This window comes from Oxalicibacterium sp. (assembly GCF_057353965.1).
On sequence record NZ_JBMQZD010000001.1, the window covers coordinates 489,058 to 503,141 of the forward strand.

At 58.8% G+C, this 14,084-nt stretch carries 13 protein-coding genes; 6 read left to right on the forward strand and 7 right to left on the reverse strand.

Going from position 1 to position 14,084, the window contains the following annotated elements; translation table 11 throughout:
• Positions 1-8: 8 nt before the first annotated feature.
• Both ACO1VH_RS02455 and ACO1VH_RS02460 read right to left on the reverse strand, forming a co-directional pair.
• A complete protein-coding gene (locus ACO1VH_RS02455) occupies positions 9-539 on the reverse strand; it encodes a chromate transporter (protein ID WP_486242182.1) in 531 nt (176 codons plus the stop codon).
• Complete coding sequence (locus tag ACO1VH_RS02460; RefSeq protein ID WP_486242831.1) at positions 536-1,060, reverse strand: chromate transporter; 525 nt, start codon at positions 1,058-1,060, stop codon at positions 536-538. The genes ACO1VH_RS02455 and ACO1VH_RS02460 overlap by 4 nt, the downstream gene beginning before the upstream one ends.
• Positions 1,061-1,217: 157 nt before the next feature.
• On the opposite strand from ACO1VH_RS02460, the gene ACO1VH_RS02465 reads away from it, so the two are divergent.
• Entirely contained in the window at positions 1,218-2,147 is a 930-nt protein-coding gene (locus tag ACO1VH_RS02465; protein ID WP_486242184.1) for a LysR family transcriptional regulator, read from the forward strand.
• A 29-nt stretch (positions 2,148-2,176) separates the two neighbouring features.
• Here ACO1VH_RS02465 and dcd read toward each other — a convergent pair whose 3' ends face one another.
• Positions 2,177-2,743 carry a dCTP deaminase gene (gene dcd, locus ACO1VH_RS02470; protein WP_188419361.1) on the reverse strand — a complete coding sequence of 189 codons (567 nt, stop codon included), beginning with the start codon at positions 2,741-2,743 and terminating at the stop codon, positions 2,177-2,179.
• Between the two features lie 320 nt (positions 2,744-3,063).
• Here dcd and ACO1VH_RS02475 point away from each other — a divergent pair, with 320 nt between their 5' ends.
• The 3 genes from ACO1VH_RS02475 (at position 3,064) to ACO1VH_RS02485 (ending at position 5,544) form a co-directional block, all read left to right on the forward strand.
• Positions 3,064-3,645 carry a hypothetical protein gene (locus ACO1VH_RS02475; RefSeq protein ID WP_486242185.1) on the forward strand — a complete coding sequence of 194 codons (582 nt, stop codon included), beginning with the start codon at positions 3,064-3,066 and terminating at the stop codon, positions 3,643-3,645.
• Between the two features lie 25 nt (positions 3,646-3,670).
• Positions 3,671-4,285, forward strand: a complete 615-nt coding sequence (locus ACO1VH_RS02480; protein ID WP_486242187.1) for a hypothetical protein — start codon at positions 3,671-3,673, stop codon at positions 4,283-4,285.
• A gap of 80 nt (positions 4,286-4,365) precedes the next feature.
• Positions 4,366-5,544 (forward strand): DUF4062 domain-containing protein, encoded by a 1,179-nt coding sequence (locus tag ACO1VH_RS02485; RefSeq protein ID WP_486242188.1) that lies wholly within the window; start codon positions 4,366-4,368, stop codon positions 5,542-5,544.
• A 24-nt stretch (positions 5,545-5,568) separates the two neighbouring features.
• On the opposite strand, the gene hrpA is transcribed toward ACO1VH_RS02485, so the two are convergent.
• A complete protein-coding gene (gene hrpA, locus ACO1VH_RS02490; RefSeq protein WP_486242190.1) occupies positions 5,569-9,522 on the reverse strand; it encodes an ATP-dependent RNA helicase HrpA in 3,954 nt (1,317 codons plus the stop codon).
• A 79-nt stretch (positions 9,523-9,601) separates the two neighbouring features.
• Between hrpA and argA the strand changes: the two genes are divergently transcribed.
• Both argA and ACO1VH_RS02500 read left to right on the forward strand, forming a co-directional pair.
• Positions 9,602-10,912, forward strand: coding sequence for an amino-acid N-acetyltransferase (argA, locus tag ACO1VH_RS02495; protein ID WP_486242833.1), 1,311 nt, complete (start codon positions 9,602-9,604; stop codon positions 10,910-10,912).
• A 95-nt stretch (positions 10,913-11,007) separates the two neighbouring features.
• Entirely contained in the window at positions 11,008-11,280 is a 273-nt protein-coding gene (locus ACO1VH_RS02500; RefSeq protein WP_486242191.1) for an oxidative damage protection protein, read from the forward strand.
• A gap of 79 nt (positions 11,281-11,359) precedes the next feature.
• Here ACO1VH_RS02500 and ACO1VH_RS02505 read toward each other — a convergent pair whose 3' ends face one another.
• The 3 genes from ACO1VH_RS02505 to ACO1VH_RS02515 form a co-directional block, all read right to left on the reverse strand.
• Positions 11,360-12,124, reverse strand: coding sequence for a carbonic anhydrase family protein (locus ACO1VH_RS02505; protein WP_486242192.1), 765 nt, complete (start codon positions 12,122-12,124; stop codon positions 11,360-11,362).
• Positions 12,125-12,278: 154 nt separating this feature from the next.
• Positions 12,279-12,725, reverse strand: coding sequence for a DUF2721 domain-containing protein (locus ACO1VH_RS02510; protein WP_486242194.1), 447 nt, complete (start codon positions 12,723-12,725; stop codon positions 12,279-12,281).
• Positions 12,726-12,928: 203 nt separating this feature from the next.
• Positions 12,929-13,840, reverse strand: coding sequence for a recombination-associated protein RdgC (locus ACO1VH_RS02515; RefSeq protein WP_486242195.1), 912 nt, complete (start codon positions 13,838-13,840; stop codon positions 12,929-12,931).
• Between the last annotated feature and the right edge of the window lie 244 nt (positions 13,841-14,084).

The window sequence follows — 14,084 nt, forward strand, 5'->3', positions numbered from 1 at the left end:
GACTGTGCCTACACCCAGCCTTCAACCGCCAGCGAAACCAGGCCGCCGCCCAGCAACAGCCACAACGGATGAATGCGCGAGCGCCATGCCAATAGCGCAGTCACCACCGTGATCGCCGTCAACAGCACATTGCGGTCGGCCGCATGCGCGATCACCGCTGCACTGGCTGCCACCACGCCGGCCGTCACCGGCACCAATCCGGCCTGGATGATGCGGCGCCACGGATTGTCCTTGAAGCGTTCCCAGGCATGCAGCGCCACGATCGTCAGTATGGATGACGGACCGAACTTGGCAACCGACGTCACGATGAAGCCCGCCCAGCCGGCGACATGCCAGCCGATCAGCGGCACGATCATCATGTTCGGACCCGGCGCCGCCTGGCTCAACGCGAACAACGCGCTGAATTCCCGCGCCGTCATCCACTGATGCACTTCCACCACCTGCCGTTGCATCTCCGGCAGGATCGTGTTGCCGCCGCCGAAGGCCAGCAGCGCCAGCTGCGAAAAGATCAGCGCCAGCGCAATCAGCGTCGCAATCATTTACGCAACCCCTTCCCGATTTTCACGATGCAGATGCTGATCGGCGTCATCGCCAGCATCGTCCACAACAACGGCAGACGCAGCAAGGCAATCGCACAAAAGCAGACGGTGGCAACCGCCAGCATCGGCAGATTGCCGCGCAACTGACGCACGATCTTGATCGCCATCGCTACCAGCAGTCCGGCTGCCGCTGCGGCCAGCCCGGCGAACAGATGCGCCACTTGCGGATCGTCCTGATAGCGCTCGTACAGCATGCCCAGCAGCACGACCACCATCGACGGCACGGCGATCAGTCCCAGCAGCCCGGCGATGCCGCCGCGCACGCCGCGGAACCGCATGCCGACTGCGACAGACATGTTGATCATGTTGCCGCCGGGGAGAAACTGGCACAGCCCCAGCATTTCCGTAAATTCCTCTTCGCTGAGCCAGCGCTTGCGCTCGACCAGCATCCGATGCGCCAGCGGCAGCGCGCCGCCAAAGGCCATCATCCCCAGCCCGAGAAAGCCGAGGAACAGTTCCATTGTCGTCGGCACGGCATCGATATCCGTCGATACCGTCTCGACGGCTGCCTGCGTCGCTTCCTGTTGTATTTCGTGCTGCGTTTCCATGCGCAAAGATTACGCTCGCACAGCCATGCTGTCTAATATATGATTTAGCACTAATCCATACTTTTTAGATATGTCAGCAATCGATTTGCGCCTGCTGCGCTACTTCGTCGCCGTCGCCGAAGAAGGACATCTGACCAAAGCCGCGCAGCGCCTCGGCATCCAGCAACCGCCGTTGAGCCAGCAGATCCGTGCGCTGGAAAGAGAGCTCGGCGTCGCGCTGTTCCGCCGCCTGCCACGCGGCATGGAACTGACCGAGAGCGGCCATGCGCTACTGGCCGATGCGCATCTGATCCTCGAACAGGTCGGCACGACGATCGACAGCGTGCGCCGCATCGCGCGCGGCGAGCGCGGGCGCATCGCAATCGGCTTCACCGAAACCGCCTCGCTGCATCCGCTGATTCCTTCGGTCATCCGCGCCTTTCGCCAAGGCTCGCCGGAAGTCGCACTGACGATCGAAGAAAGCAATACGGCCGAACTGGTCGAAGCGCTACTGAGAAATCGGCTGGACGTCGCCTTCATCCGCTCGCCCGTCGGCAATGCTGCCGGCCTGAAGATGGAAACGATGCTGGTGGAAGAAATGATCGCGGCGCTGCCGGCCACGCATCAGCTGCTGCGCGGGACAAACCGTCGCCGCAAGAGCCTGCCGCTGACTGCGTTGCAAAAAGAAGACTTCATCCTGAATCGCCGTCCCAGCGGCCCCGGCCTGTACGACACCGTGATCGCCGCCTGCCGCGCCGCCGGCTTCAGTCCGCGCGTCGTGCAGGAAGCGCGCAAGTATCTATCGACATTGAGCCAGGTCGCCGCCGGCATCGGCGTCACCATCGTGCCGGCGTCGATGCGGTACGTGCAACTGGAAGGCGTCGTCTATCTGCAACTGGAACAGGCGCCCGGCCTGCGCGCGCCGCTGCATCTGGCGTATCGCGATGCGCCGCAATCAGGCGCAGTGGAAAGGATGCTTGCCGAAGCGAGGAAATTTGCCGCGCCACCGGAAGACGGCTGACGCGACAGAAAAACAGCTAGAAACGAGAATCAGGTCTTCGGCAGCGTCACGCCATGCTGGCCTTGGTACTTGCCGCCACGATCCTTGTACGAGGTTTCGCACACTTCATCGCTCTCGAAGAACAGCACTTGCGCGCAGCCCTCGCCCGCGTAGATCTTCGCCGGCAGCGGCGTCGTGTTCGAAAATTCCAGCGTCACATAACCTTCCCATTCCGGCTCGAACGGCGTCACGTTGACGATGATGCCGCAGCGCGCATACGTCGATTTGCCGAGGCAGATCGTCAGCACGTTGCGCGGAATGCGAAAGTATTCGACGGTGCGCGCCAGCGCGAACGAGTTCGGCGGAATGATGCAGACGTCGCCCTTGAAATCGACGAACGATTTCTCGTCGAAGTTCTTTGGATCGACGATGGTCGAATTGATGTTGGTGAATATCTTGAATTCGTCCGCGCAGCGAATATCGTAGCCGTACGACGAGGTGCCATAGGAAACGATCTTGTGCCCGTCCGACTGGCGCACCTGCCCCGGCTCGAACGGTTCGATCATGCCGTGCTGCTCCGCCATGCGGCGTATCCATTTGTCGGATTTGATGGACATATGCTTTGCTTTGCGTTGGAGGTTGAGGAAAATCTGGCAATTTTACGCGAAATCGAAGGGGCAGCCTGCCAAAACAAACCTCTGATGCGATTCCTCAATCGCTTTAACCTATCCCGTCTGCTCACATACAAAGACGCTCATCTGGTCTGACGGGATACAAGTATCACCCAGCCCTTACCAAACTATTTATGCGCTCCAAATCCCATGTTTATGGCAAATATTCTTATTTTTCAATGACATGCATTTTTCGTTTATTGACTTAGGCAATGTCACGATCATATGATGCGGCGATCTAAATATAGTTAGGGGGTGCACCGACTATGATCGAGTTCCTAACAGCACTTCTGGTCATCATTACCGGCTTCTACGCATGGGTGACCTATCGCATTCTCAAAGCCAACGAGCGCGTCGTGGAGGCCATGCGAGAACAGTCTGAGGCCACTTACCGCCCATACGTGACCGTTACGCCGTACTTGGAGCCGGACAACCCAATCTTCTACCTTCGCATAGCAAATCTTGGCAAAACCGCTGCAACTGACCTTCACCTGGCAATCGATCGCTCCTTCTTCAAGTTTGGTGAGCGTTCCGAACACAATGATCTAGCGTCGTTCGCCGCCTTTAACCAGCCAATTGACTCGCTTCCGCCAGATTCGGAGATTGTCTTTGGCTTGGCACAAGGGTTCGTAGTCTTTGCTGATGGCGCGGATCCAAGTACCTGCCCCACAACCTTCACTGTCAATGCGACCTACAAATTTGGCGCAAAGCGAGTTGAGGAGCGCCATGTCATTGATCTCAAGCCTTACGTGCATGCCGACGTTCCTCAAGACCCGGTCATTCGCAAACTTAAAGCAATCAATGATTCAATTGGCAAGCTCACCGTGGCCGTCAAAAGCGCCCCCTAACAATTCATTCAAGCGTTAGGCAGCTATGAAAATCGCCGATTACATTAAGCATTCCCTAGATTCTTGTGACGCCGGAGATGTGGAAAAGGCGATGCTATTCGCGTGCCTGGCAGTCGATGGAACTGCGAAAAAGATGTATCCGCAGATCAAAAAGGTCGGCGAAAGATTTAGGAAGTTCCTTGTTGATAATCTCGACATCATGGAGCTAATGCACGGTGGCCTTGATCTTCAAGAGACAGTCTTCCCGTTCAAAGACAACAAGGGCAATGTCGGCATTAAGTTCGAGGACATCGTCTACGAAAAATTCCGCTGCAATCTCGCACATGGCAATGAACTGCCGGATGGATATGGCATAACAGTCAAGGTTGCGAACGGTATTCAGCAGTTCATGATCGACATTCAGAACCAGTCGATGACTTTGCCGGAAAGCGCCGTTTACGCCATTGGTCTGCCCTGTGTTCTTGCGCCCGTAAACGCGGATCAGAAGATCGGGAGCAATCTCTACCACTATCGCGATCCGATCAATCAATATGTCATTGATCGATGGTGGGGAAAAGTTGATTGCGCCAGAAAGATCATGGATTTTGAGAATCAGATTAAGATCAAGATGGATTTTTCGAATGTTTGGCCAGCGGCATAAGCTACCTAACAATGGCATGCAACCGACACGCAGGAAGCCAGCGCGGCTGATGCTGGACGTTAGCCTTCTCAGGACACGTTATGCCTAGTCCAAAAGTCTTTGTTTCCTCCACTTGCTATGACCTCGGGATGGCGCGAGAGCAGCTTCGGGCATTTCTTCTCCGCCTAGGCTACGACCCAATTCTGAGCGAGTACTCTGATGTGCTCTATGACCCTCGTACACACACCCACACTAGCTGCATTCAGGATGTTCCGAATGCAGACATGGTTGTGCTCCTCATAGGTTCGCGCTTCGGTGGTCGAGCGGTTCCGGAAGCATTGAGTTTGATTGATCTAGAGAACCTCGTTAACTCAAGCTTCGACGTAACAGTTCTCAAAGACCCGGAAAAGCTTTCGATAACCCAACTTGAAGTTCTGAAGGCGATCGACGCATCCGTTCCTGTTTTCGCCTTCGTCGAAGAGAAGGTAATGCATGATCAACTTGTCTATCAGAAGAACAAAGACCTCTCGGAAAAAATCAAGTTCCCTTCAATTGATAAGCCGGATACAGCTAAGTACATTTTTGAATTCATCAGCTTCCTTCACCACAGGAATAAGGGAAATGCTGTAATTCCGTTTAGTCGTATATCGGATATCGAATCCCATCTCCTCAAGCAGTGGGGATCATTGTTTCAAAAGCTCTTGAGAGAGCAGCGCGAAGGAGCTAGCGAATCACGGAAGATGTTCACTATCTCTGAGCAGATCGAAGACATAAAAACAGCGATCATCTCAACTATTGGAAACAGTCAGAGTCGAGAAGTCGCTCGCGGCGTCATTAAATATCGTCGCCTTGCGGACTTTCTGAGCGGATTGCAATTCCCCAACTACTCTCTAGTGACGCAGGGGACAATTCCCTTCGATGAACTGCTAAGCGAGGCTGGGATTGTTGCAGTGCGAGACATTCCAGGTCCACGACCGACTTTCGGGCGGTCCGCACTTATAAAGCCAGACGGGACGTTCTATGAAATGCGCTTTCCGCGTGATTATTTGATGCGAATTGGAGTGGACTGGACGAGCTTTGCAGCTTTGGCAGCGGATGTCCGCGGCATCATATTTGACGCGATCTCTGACATGGGCCATATGGGGCCTGGGTTGCTTCGGTACCGTGCCGAGCAGTTTGACGAGTACTTCGCAGAGCAGCTCGCCAAGGAAGAGATCAAGGAGCTTTCTCTCAAAGATCTTTTGAGCGATAGCAGCGCGCCTACCGAGGAAGAAGGCTAACTCAAGCGTTAGAGTTCCACTCCTCTATCTCTGCATCGACTCCCACACCTTCTGCAACCGCTTGACCGACACCGGCATCGGCGTTCGCAATTCCTGCGCGAACAGTGACACGCGCAACTCCTCCAACATCCAGCGATATTCGTTCATTTTCGGATCGCCGTACCTATCCTTCAACGCGCGCTGCCACGGCTGCGCGGCCTGCAGCCACTCGGCCATCGCTTTCGCATCGCGTGCGGGATCGGCGCGCAGCTTGTCGATGCGCGTGGCGATGGCCTTCAGGTAGCGCGGGAAATGCGATAGCTGCACGTAATCGGTATCGGCGATGAAGCGCTTGCCGATCAGGCCTTGCAGTTGTGCCTGCATGTCGTTGAACGACTGCGTGTGCGCCTTCGCCGTCTGAAGCTTCTTCGGCAATGCGTGATATTCGGTCAGGATGGTGCCGGCCAGTCGTGCGATCTCGTTGACCAGCAAGCCGAGACGCCCCTTGCCTTCGTCGCGGCGCGTGTTGAATTCCTGCGCGTTCTTCGGCAGCGGTTCCTGCAGGCAGGCGCGCTCCAGCCCCTTCTCGATGATCTGGTCGCGCAATTCTTCCTGCGAACCCAGCGCCATGAACTGCATGCCCATCTGCTGCAGGCCGGGGATGTTCTTGTCGAGGAACTTCAGCTGTTCCTTCAGTTGCAACGCGAATAGGCGGCGCAGGCCGATGCGATGCGTGCGCGCGGCTTCGTCGGGATCGTCGAAAACTTCGACGTCGCAATGCGTCTTGCGATCGACCAGTGCCGGGAAGCCGATCAGCGTCTGCTTGCCGCGCTGGATTTCCAGCAGTTCGGGCAGTTCGCCGAAGGTCCAGGCGGTCAGGTTTTGATGTTCGGCTGAGGCAGATACGTTCTGTTGCCCGCCCTTAGCCGGCGCGGCAGACGACTTGCCCGCTTGTGTCGTCGGTTCAGCCACGGTCGGCGTCGTGTTCTCCGCCAGACGCTGAAAACTCTCGCGCGCCTGTCCACCAAGTTCGGAACGCAGCACCCCAAGGTTGCGCCCCATCTCCAGCTGACGGCCGTGCTCGTCGATCACCTTGAAGTTCATGAAGTGATGTGCGGGCAACGTCTCCAGCTTGTAGTCGGTGGTCTTCGTCATCACCGTGGTCTGCTCGCGCACGTCGGCGATCACGGCGTCGAGCAGGCTGCCGCGGCCGAAGATGTGCCTGTCCTGCACGCGATCGCAGAAACCGGCCGCGTAATCGGGCAGCGGCACGCAATGGCGACGCAGCTTCTGCGGCAACGATTTCAGCAGCAGATGCACCTTTTCTTTCAGCATGCCGGGCACCAGCCATTCGCTGCGCTCGGCCGAGACTTGGTTCAGCGCGTACAGCGGCACGGTCAACGTGACACCGTCGCGCGGCGAGCCGGGTTCGAAGTGATAGGTCAAACCCATCTCGATGCCGGCGACGTTCATCGCCTTCGGGAACAGTTCGGTTGTCACGCCGGCTGCCTCGTGGCGCATCAGGTCGTCGCGGTTCAGGTAGAGCAGTTTCGGTTCGTGCGCCGACGCATCCTTGACCCACTTCTCAAAGCCGATGCCATTGACCACATCGGCCGGAATCTGCTTGTCGTAGAAGGCGGCGATCAGGTCGTCGTCGACCAGCACGTCGATGCGACGCGACTTGTGTTCGAGGTTTTCGATCTCGCGCACCAGTTTCTGGTTGTGCGCGAAGAACGGCAGGCGCGTGTCGAAATCGCCGCCGACCAGCGCGTCGCGGATGAAAATCTCGCGCGCTTCGGCCGGATTGATGAGGCCGTAGTTGATGCGGCGCTGACTATAGACGACGAGGCCGTACAGCGTCGCGCGTTCGTAGGCCGAAACCTGCGCCGTGCGCTTTTCCCAGCGCGGCTCGCCGTAGGATTTCTTCAGCAGGTGGCCGGCAATGCGTTCCAGCCATTCCGGCTGGATCTGCGCGATGCAGCGCGCGTACAGTCGCGACGTGTCGATCAACTCGGCGGCCATGATCCACTTACCGGCTTTCTTCGACAGCGACGAACCGGGCCAGATGTGGAACTTGATGCCGCGCGCCCCCAGATAGTGAGGTTCGTCCTCGGCCTTGAAGCCGATGTTGCCCAGCAGGCCTGTCAGCAGCGCCGTATGCAATTGCTCGTAGGTCGCCGGCAGTTCGTTCAGTCGCCAACCCTGCTCGCGCACGATGGTCAGCAGTTGCGAATGCACGTCGCGCCATTCGCGCAGCCGCAGCTGCGACAGGAAATTGGCTCGGCATTCTTCCTGCAATTGCCGGTTGGTCTTCTTGTGCTCGATGGCTTCCTGAAACCACTTCCAGATTTTCAGATAGCTCTGGAATTCGGATTTGTCGTCGGCGAATTTCTTGTGCGCGGTGTCGGCCGCGTTCTGCGCTTCCATCGGCCGGTCGCGCGGATCCTGCACCGACAGCGCCGAGGCGATGATCAGCATTTCGGTCAGGCAGGCGTTCTGGCGCGCGGCAAGGATCATGCGGCCGACACGCGGATCGAGCGGCAGGCGCGCCAGTTCACGGCCGAGCTTGGTCAGGCGATTGTCGTCATCGACCGCGCCGAGTTCCTGCAGCAGTTGATAGCCGTCGGCGATCGCGCGGCCCAGCGGCGGTTCGATGAAGGGAAACTCCTCGACGTCCGTCAGATGCAGCGACTTCATCCGCAGGATGACGGATGCCAGCGACGAGCGCAGGATTTCCGGATCGGTGAATTTCGGCCGCTGCAGATAATCCTGTTCGTCGTAGAGGCGGATGCAAACGCCGGCAGCGACGCGGCCGCAACGGCCGGCGCGCTGGTTCGCCGCCGACTGCGCGACCGGTTCGATCTGCAACTGCTCGACCTTGTTGCGGTAGCTGTAGCGCTTGACGCGTGCGAGGCCGGCATCGACCACGTAGCGGATGCCCGGCACCGTCAGCGAGGTTTCGGCGACGTTGGTCGCCAGCACGATACGGCGCGCGTTGGTCGGCTTGAAGATGCGTTCCTGCTCCTGCGCCGACAGGCGCGCAAACAACGGCAGGATTTCCACGTGCGGCGGATGATGCTTGCGCAGCGCTTCGGCCGCGTCGCGAATTTCGCGCTCCCCGGGCAGGAACACCAGCACATCGCCGGAACCGATGCGTGCCAGCTCATCGACGGCATCCACCACCGCGTCCATCAGGTCGCGCTGGCTGCGCTCCTTCGCCGCCTGGGAAGAACGCCGTGCAGCGGCTGCATCAGAGGTTGCGTTCGGATTGTTCTGCACATTCGGCACGCGATCCGGCTCGACCGGACGATAGCGGATTTCCACCGGATACAGTCGTCCCGACACCTCGATCACCGGCGGCAACTTGTCACCGCGAGCGAAATGGCGTGCAAAGCGTTCGGCATCGATCGTCGCCGATGTGATGATGACTTTCAGGTCCGGCCGCTTCGGCAGCAATTGCTTCAGGTAACCGAGCAGGAAGTCGATATTGAGGCTGCGCTCGTGCGCCTCGTCGATGATGATGGTGTCGTATTGGCGCAGCAAGGGATCGGTCTGCGTCTCGGCCAGCAGGATGCCGTCGGTCATCAGCTTGATCCAAGCGCCGCCGCTCAGCGTGTCGTTGAAACGCACCTTGTAGCCGACGTGCTCGCCCAGCGGCGAATTCAGTTCCTGCGCGATGCGCTTGGCGGTGGACGATGCCGCGATGCGGCGCGGTTGCGTGTGGCCGATCAGCCCCTTCTCGCCGCGCCCGAGTTCGAGGCAGATCTTCGGCAACTGCGTGGTCTTGCCGGAGCCGGTCTCGCCACTGACGATGACGACCTGGTTGTCGCGGATCGCCTTGGCGATGTCGCCGCGCTTGCCGGAAACCGGTAGCTCTTCGGGAAATGTGACGGGCGGCAGCGGATTGCGCACCGGCGGCACGGCAGAAGACGGTTTGCTGCCGGCAGGACGATGACGCGGGGAAGACGGTTTTTGCGGGGTGTTTTCAGGTGCGGACATGTGGACGGAATTATACAGAGCGCCTGCTTTCGCCGCCCGCGTCTGCCCGTTGTGCCGCATGGCTGTTTATAATGCGCGGATGGAAAACGCCGAACAATTCGTCCAGTGGCTGCGCTCAGTCGCGCCCTACATCCATGCCTTCCGTGGCAAGACCTTCGTGGTCGCCTTCCCCGGCGAATTGGTGACGGCCGGTGCGCTGCCGGTGCTGGCGCACGATCTGTCGCTGCTGCATGCGCTCGGCATCAAGATCGTGCTGGTGCATGGCTCACGCCCGCAGGTGGCCGAGCAACTGGGGCTGCGTAACGTCGAAGGCCGCTTTCACAACGGTATTCGCATCACCGATACGGCTGCGCTCGAATGCGCGAAGGAAGCCGCCGGTGAACTGCGCCTCGATATCGAAGCCGCCTTCAGCCAGGGCCTGCCGAACACGCCGATGGCGCACGCGGCGATCCGCATCATTTCCGGCAACTTCGTCACCGCACGCCCGCTCGGCGTGATCGACGGCGTCGACCACGAACTGACCGGCGTTACGCGCAAGATTGCCTACGAAACCATCCATCCGATCCTGAACGCAGGCGGCCTGGTGCTACTGTCGCCTCTCGGATTCTCTCCGACCGGCGAAATCTTCAACCTGACGATGGAAGACGTGGCCGTTTCCGCTGCTACCGCACTGCGCGCCGACAAGCTGATCTTCATCACCGAAACGCCAATGATCGTCGACAACACGGGGGCGGAAATCCGTGAATTGTCGTCGCATCAGGCCAATGCCGTGCTCGACTACAGCTGCATTCCGGCCGACTCCGCCTTCTATCTGCAGCATGCGGTCAAGGCCTGTAACGCCGGCGTCGGCCGCGCGCACATCGTGCCGTTCTCGACCGACGGCTCGGCACTGCTGGAGCTGTTCACGCATGATGGCGTCGGCACCATGGTCACGTTCGAGAACGTCGAAAGTCTACGTGATGCGACCATCGAGGACGTCGGCGGCATCATCAAGCTGATCGAGCCGTACGAAGCCGACGGCACGCTGGTCAAACGCGGCCGCGAACTGATCGAGCGCGAGATTCATCACTTCTCCGTTATCGAGCATGACGGCGTGATCTTCGGCTGCGCGGCACTCTACCCGTTCCCGAACGACGGCATGGGAGAAATGGCCTGCCTGATCGTCAACCAGGATGCGCAGACGCAGGGCGACGGCGAACGTCTGCTGAAACACATCGAAAATCGCGCGCGTGCCGCCGGCATGAAGAAGCTGTTCGCACTGACGACGCGCACCGCGCACTGGTTCCTGAAACGCGGTTTCGTCCCGGCAACCGTGGACGACCTGCCGAAGGACAGGCAACATATGTACAACTGGCAGCGCAAATCGCTGGTCTTCATCAAGAAGCTTTAAACATTCCGGCCGCCGCCTCCATCGATGTGCGTGGCGGCCTTGTTCAACAAGCCGCGCCAATACGAATACGCGCCGGCCTTTTCAAGGAAACAGAAATGACTCGCATGATCCACTGCGTCAAACTCGACAAGGAAGCCGAAGGACTGGACTTTCCGCCTTATCCGGGCGAACTCGGCAAGCGCATCTACGAAAGCGTCTCGAAGGAAGCCTGGGCTGGCTGGCTCAAGCACCAGACGATGCTGGTCAACGAAAACCGCCTGAACCTGGCCGACGTGCGCGCGCGCAAATATCTGGCGGCGCAGATGGAAAAACACTTCTTCGGCGAAGGCGCGGATCAGGCCGCCGGCTACGTGCCGCCGACGTACTGAATCTGCGACGTTCTGCCGCATCAGAAAAAAGCCCGCTGCAAGCGGGCTTTTTCATTGAGACCATGGACGATCAACTGAATCAGTAGAACGCCACTTCACCGCTCTTCACATCCAGCATCGCGCCGACCACCTTGATCTCGTTCTTCGCCACCATCTGGCGCAGTACCGGGCTCTGATCCAGCAGATTCTGTACGGTCAGGTGCACGTTCTTCTCGGCCACCGCATTGACGAAGGCATGATTGTGCGAACTACGATCCTTCCCATGCACGTCAGGCGTTGCATTGACGGCCGGACCGATCTTCTTCAGCAAGCCGGTCAGATTGCCCAACGCCACGTTGTCGCAAGCGCCCTTGACCGCGCCGCACGACGTATGGCCAAGGATGACGATCAACTTGGCACCCGCCACTTTCGCGCCGTATTCCAGGCTGCCGAGAATGTCTTCATTGACGATATTCCCCGCCACGCGCGAGCTGAAGGCATCGCCCACGCCCAGATCGAACACCTGCGTCGGCGAGGAACGCGAATCGATGCAGCTGACGATCTGTACGAACGGGAACTGGCCGTTTTTGCCGGTCGCCGCAATCTGCGCGCGATGATCGGCTTGCAGCGGCTGTCCGGATACATAGCGCGCATTGCCGTCCTTCAGCAATTGCAGCGCCTGGTCCGCCGTGATCTGCTGCTGCAACGATTGCGTCATGACCGCCGGATGGTCAGTCGAATGTACAGTTGCCTGCTGTTGCTTCGCCGGCTGCTGGGCACATGCCGCCAGCGCCAACGCCATTACCCCTGCCGATACCAGCACGCTCGCCTTGCGCATGCCTGCCGCCTTGCCTGAAAACCGCATACTTTCTCCTTATTCGTCGCAGATATTATTAAAAATGCAATTTCTTGCGCGACGAATTTTAATGTTTTTTTAACATCTGTGAAATCGTTTTTTCAGGAAAGCATCGCTCGGAAATTCCTGACCGAAGCAGCGTGCGAGAGGTTATGCGTAGATGCTATTTGGGCAGGCGCACGACCGTGCGCATCGTCTGTGTGGCGAGGAAGATTTCGCGCAGTAGATAACTGAAACTCGCCAGCAAGCTGACCATCGCCAGTACGAAGAAGGCAGCGATGTATTTAGACAGATCGATATTCAGCGCATCGCCGACAAACAGCGAGATGATGACCAACGAGATCATCAGCGCGCAGGCCGTCGCCAGCACGATGGCGCGGTTGATCAGGTGGGAACGGGAATACAGCGTGATCAGTTCGTCTCGATATTCGCCGGCATGCGCCTCATCCTCTTCCTTGCGGAACTTATCCTCGAGAATGCGCGAACGGTCGACGATACGAGCCAATCGGTTGGTCAGCACGGTCAGCGTCGTGCCGACGCCCGTCAGCAGGAACACCGGCGCGACGGACAACTGGATGATGTGACCGATATCGTTGAGTTCGATTTGCATGGCGTTGTGCTCTTTTCGACCGTACGCGGATTGAAGCGGATGGATTGAACCGGATTGAATCTGATGAAGCGCGCCGCTGGATCGCCGCGACAATTGCCCGCCGCAGCGATTCTGCATTATGCATCAGGCCGTCCGGCCTGCGCCGCTTTCCTGCGCCCCGCAGCCCACTGATTTCACGCTGAAACCGCAATCGGCGAAGCAGCTCAGGCGGCTGCCTTCTTCTCCATTTCGCCGCCCAACGCGGCAACCAGATCGGCCAGCAGCTTCGCCAGTTCACCCGTCATCAGCGTGGCATCGGCATCGAAACGCTCATCGTCGTTCTGCGCCGTTACATCGGAATCTTCCTTCAACACATCGAGCGGCGCGACGCGCTTGATCGTCAGCGATTCGGTCAACACGAAGGAAATACGGTCGGCCCAAGTCATCGCCAGCCGCGTGCATTGCTTGCCGGCCTCGATATGGCGACGCACGTCGTCAGCTTCCAGCGTGTGGCGCACATAGCGCACTGTGGCCTTGCCTTCGGTATTGGAACGCAGCTCGGTATCCTGGTCGACGGTGAAGTTGTGCGGCGCTTCGTCGGCCAGCAGCCACGACGTCATCGCCGCCATCGGCGACTGCACGACGTGCAGCGATTCCAGCGGCAGCTTGTCGATAGCCTTGAACAGCAGCTTCAGCACTTCGTCGGCCTTGGCGGCGCTGGCCGCATCGACCACCAGCCAGCCGTTGACCGGATCGATCCAGACCCAGGTCGAACGCCAGACGCTGAACGCGCGCGGCAGCAGTTCGTCGGCAACCTGCTCCTTCAGTTCCTTCATCTGCCGGCGGCCCGGTTTGAAGCCCTGCTGTTCTTCCAGTTCGGCCGCCTTGATCTTCGTCACCTGGTTGACGACGCTGGATGGCAGCAGCTTCTTCTCGGTGCCCAGCAACAGCAGCATCTGCTTGCCGACCGCATGCACCAGCGAGCCGTTATCGCGCGGCGAAATCCAGCCCTGGCTTTGCAGTTCAAGGCTGGAGCACGGCTGGAAGGCGAACGGCGCAAGATCCGCTTCAAGCTGCGCGGACGTGACCGGCCAATGCGACGGCAGACGATAAACCTGGAGATTCTTGAACCACATGAGCAATGTCCCGGCGAAAAAAAGCGGCTATTCTACACGCGCCGACTGCGCAGCACGACCGAAGATTTCGCAGCGCAGTTGCCCACAGAAAATTGCACGCGGCAAGAACGAAAACATGGCGCCAATACGGCGTAAACGCCTGCAATCCCGACAAGGGGAGCAGGTATAATAGCGGCCATTCGCACTCCGGCATCGCAGGCGCAGCGCGCGTTACCAGACAGAAACGGCTGCAATGCAGCATCGG

Coding starts and splice junctions, on each gene's coding strand:
- ACO1VH_RS02455 (WP_486242182.1), bottom strand. CDS start 539: ATGATTGCGACGCTGATTGCGCTGGCGCTGATCTTTTCGCAGCTGGCG.
- ACO1VH_RS02460 (WP_486242831.1), bottom strand. CDS start 1,060: ATGGAACTGTTCCTCGGCTTTCTCGGGCTGGGGATGATGGCCTTTGGC.
- ACO1VH_RS02465 (WP_486242184.1), top strand. CDS start 1,218: ATGTCAGCAATCGATTTGCGCCTGCTGCGCTACTTCGTCGCCGTCGCC.
- dcd (WP_188419361.1), bottom strand. CDS start 2,743: ATGTCCATCAAATCCGACAAATGGATACGCCGCATGGCGGAGCAGCAC.
- ACO1VH_RS02475 (WP_486242185.1), top strand. CDS start 3,064: ATGATCGAGTTCCTAACAGCACTTCTGGTCATCATTACCGGCTTCTAC.
- ACO1VH_RS02480 (WP_486242187.1), top strand. CDS start 3,671: ATGAAAATCGCCGATTACATTAAGCATTCCCTAGATTCTTGTGACGCC.
- ACO1VH_RS02485 (WP_486242188.1), top strand. CDS start 4,366: ATGCCTAGTCCAAAAGTCTTTGTTTCCTCCACTTGCTATGACCTCGGG.
- hrpA (WP_486242190.1), bottom strand. CDS start 9,522: ATGTCCGCACCTGAAAACACCCCGCAAAAACCGTCTTCCCCGCGTCAT.
- argA (WP_486242833.1), top strand. CDS start 9,602: ATGGAAAACGCCGAACAATTCGTCCAGTGGCTGCGCTCAGTCGCGCCC.
- ACO1VH_RS02500 (WP_486242191.1), top strand. CDS start 11,008: ATGACTCGCATGATCCACTGCGTCAAACTCGACAAGGAAGCCGAAGGA.
- ACO1VH_RS02505 (WP_486242192.1), bottom strand. CDS start 12,124: ATGCGGTTTTCAGGCAAGGCGGCAGGCATGCGCAAGGCGAGCGTGCTG.
- ACO1VH_RS02510 (WP_486242194.1), bottom strand. CDS start 12,725: ATGCAAATCGAACTCAACGATATCGGTCACATCATCCAGTTGTCCGTC.
- ACO1VH_RS02515 (WP_486242195.1), bottom strand. CDS start 13,840: ATGTGGTTCAAGAATCTCCAGGTTTATCGTCTGCCGTCGCATTGGCCG.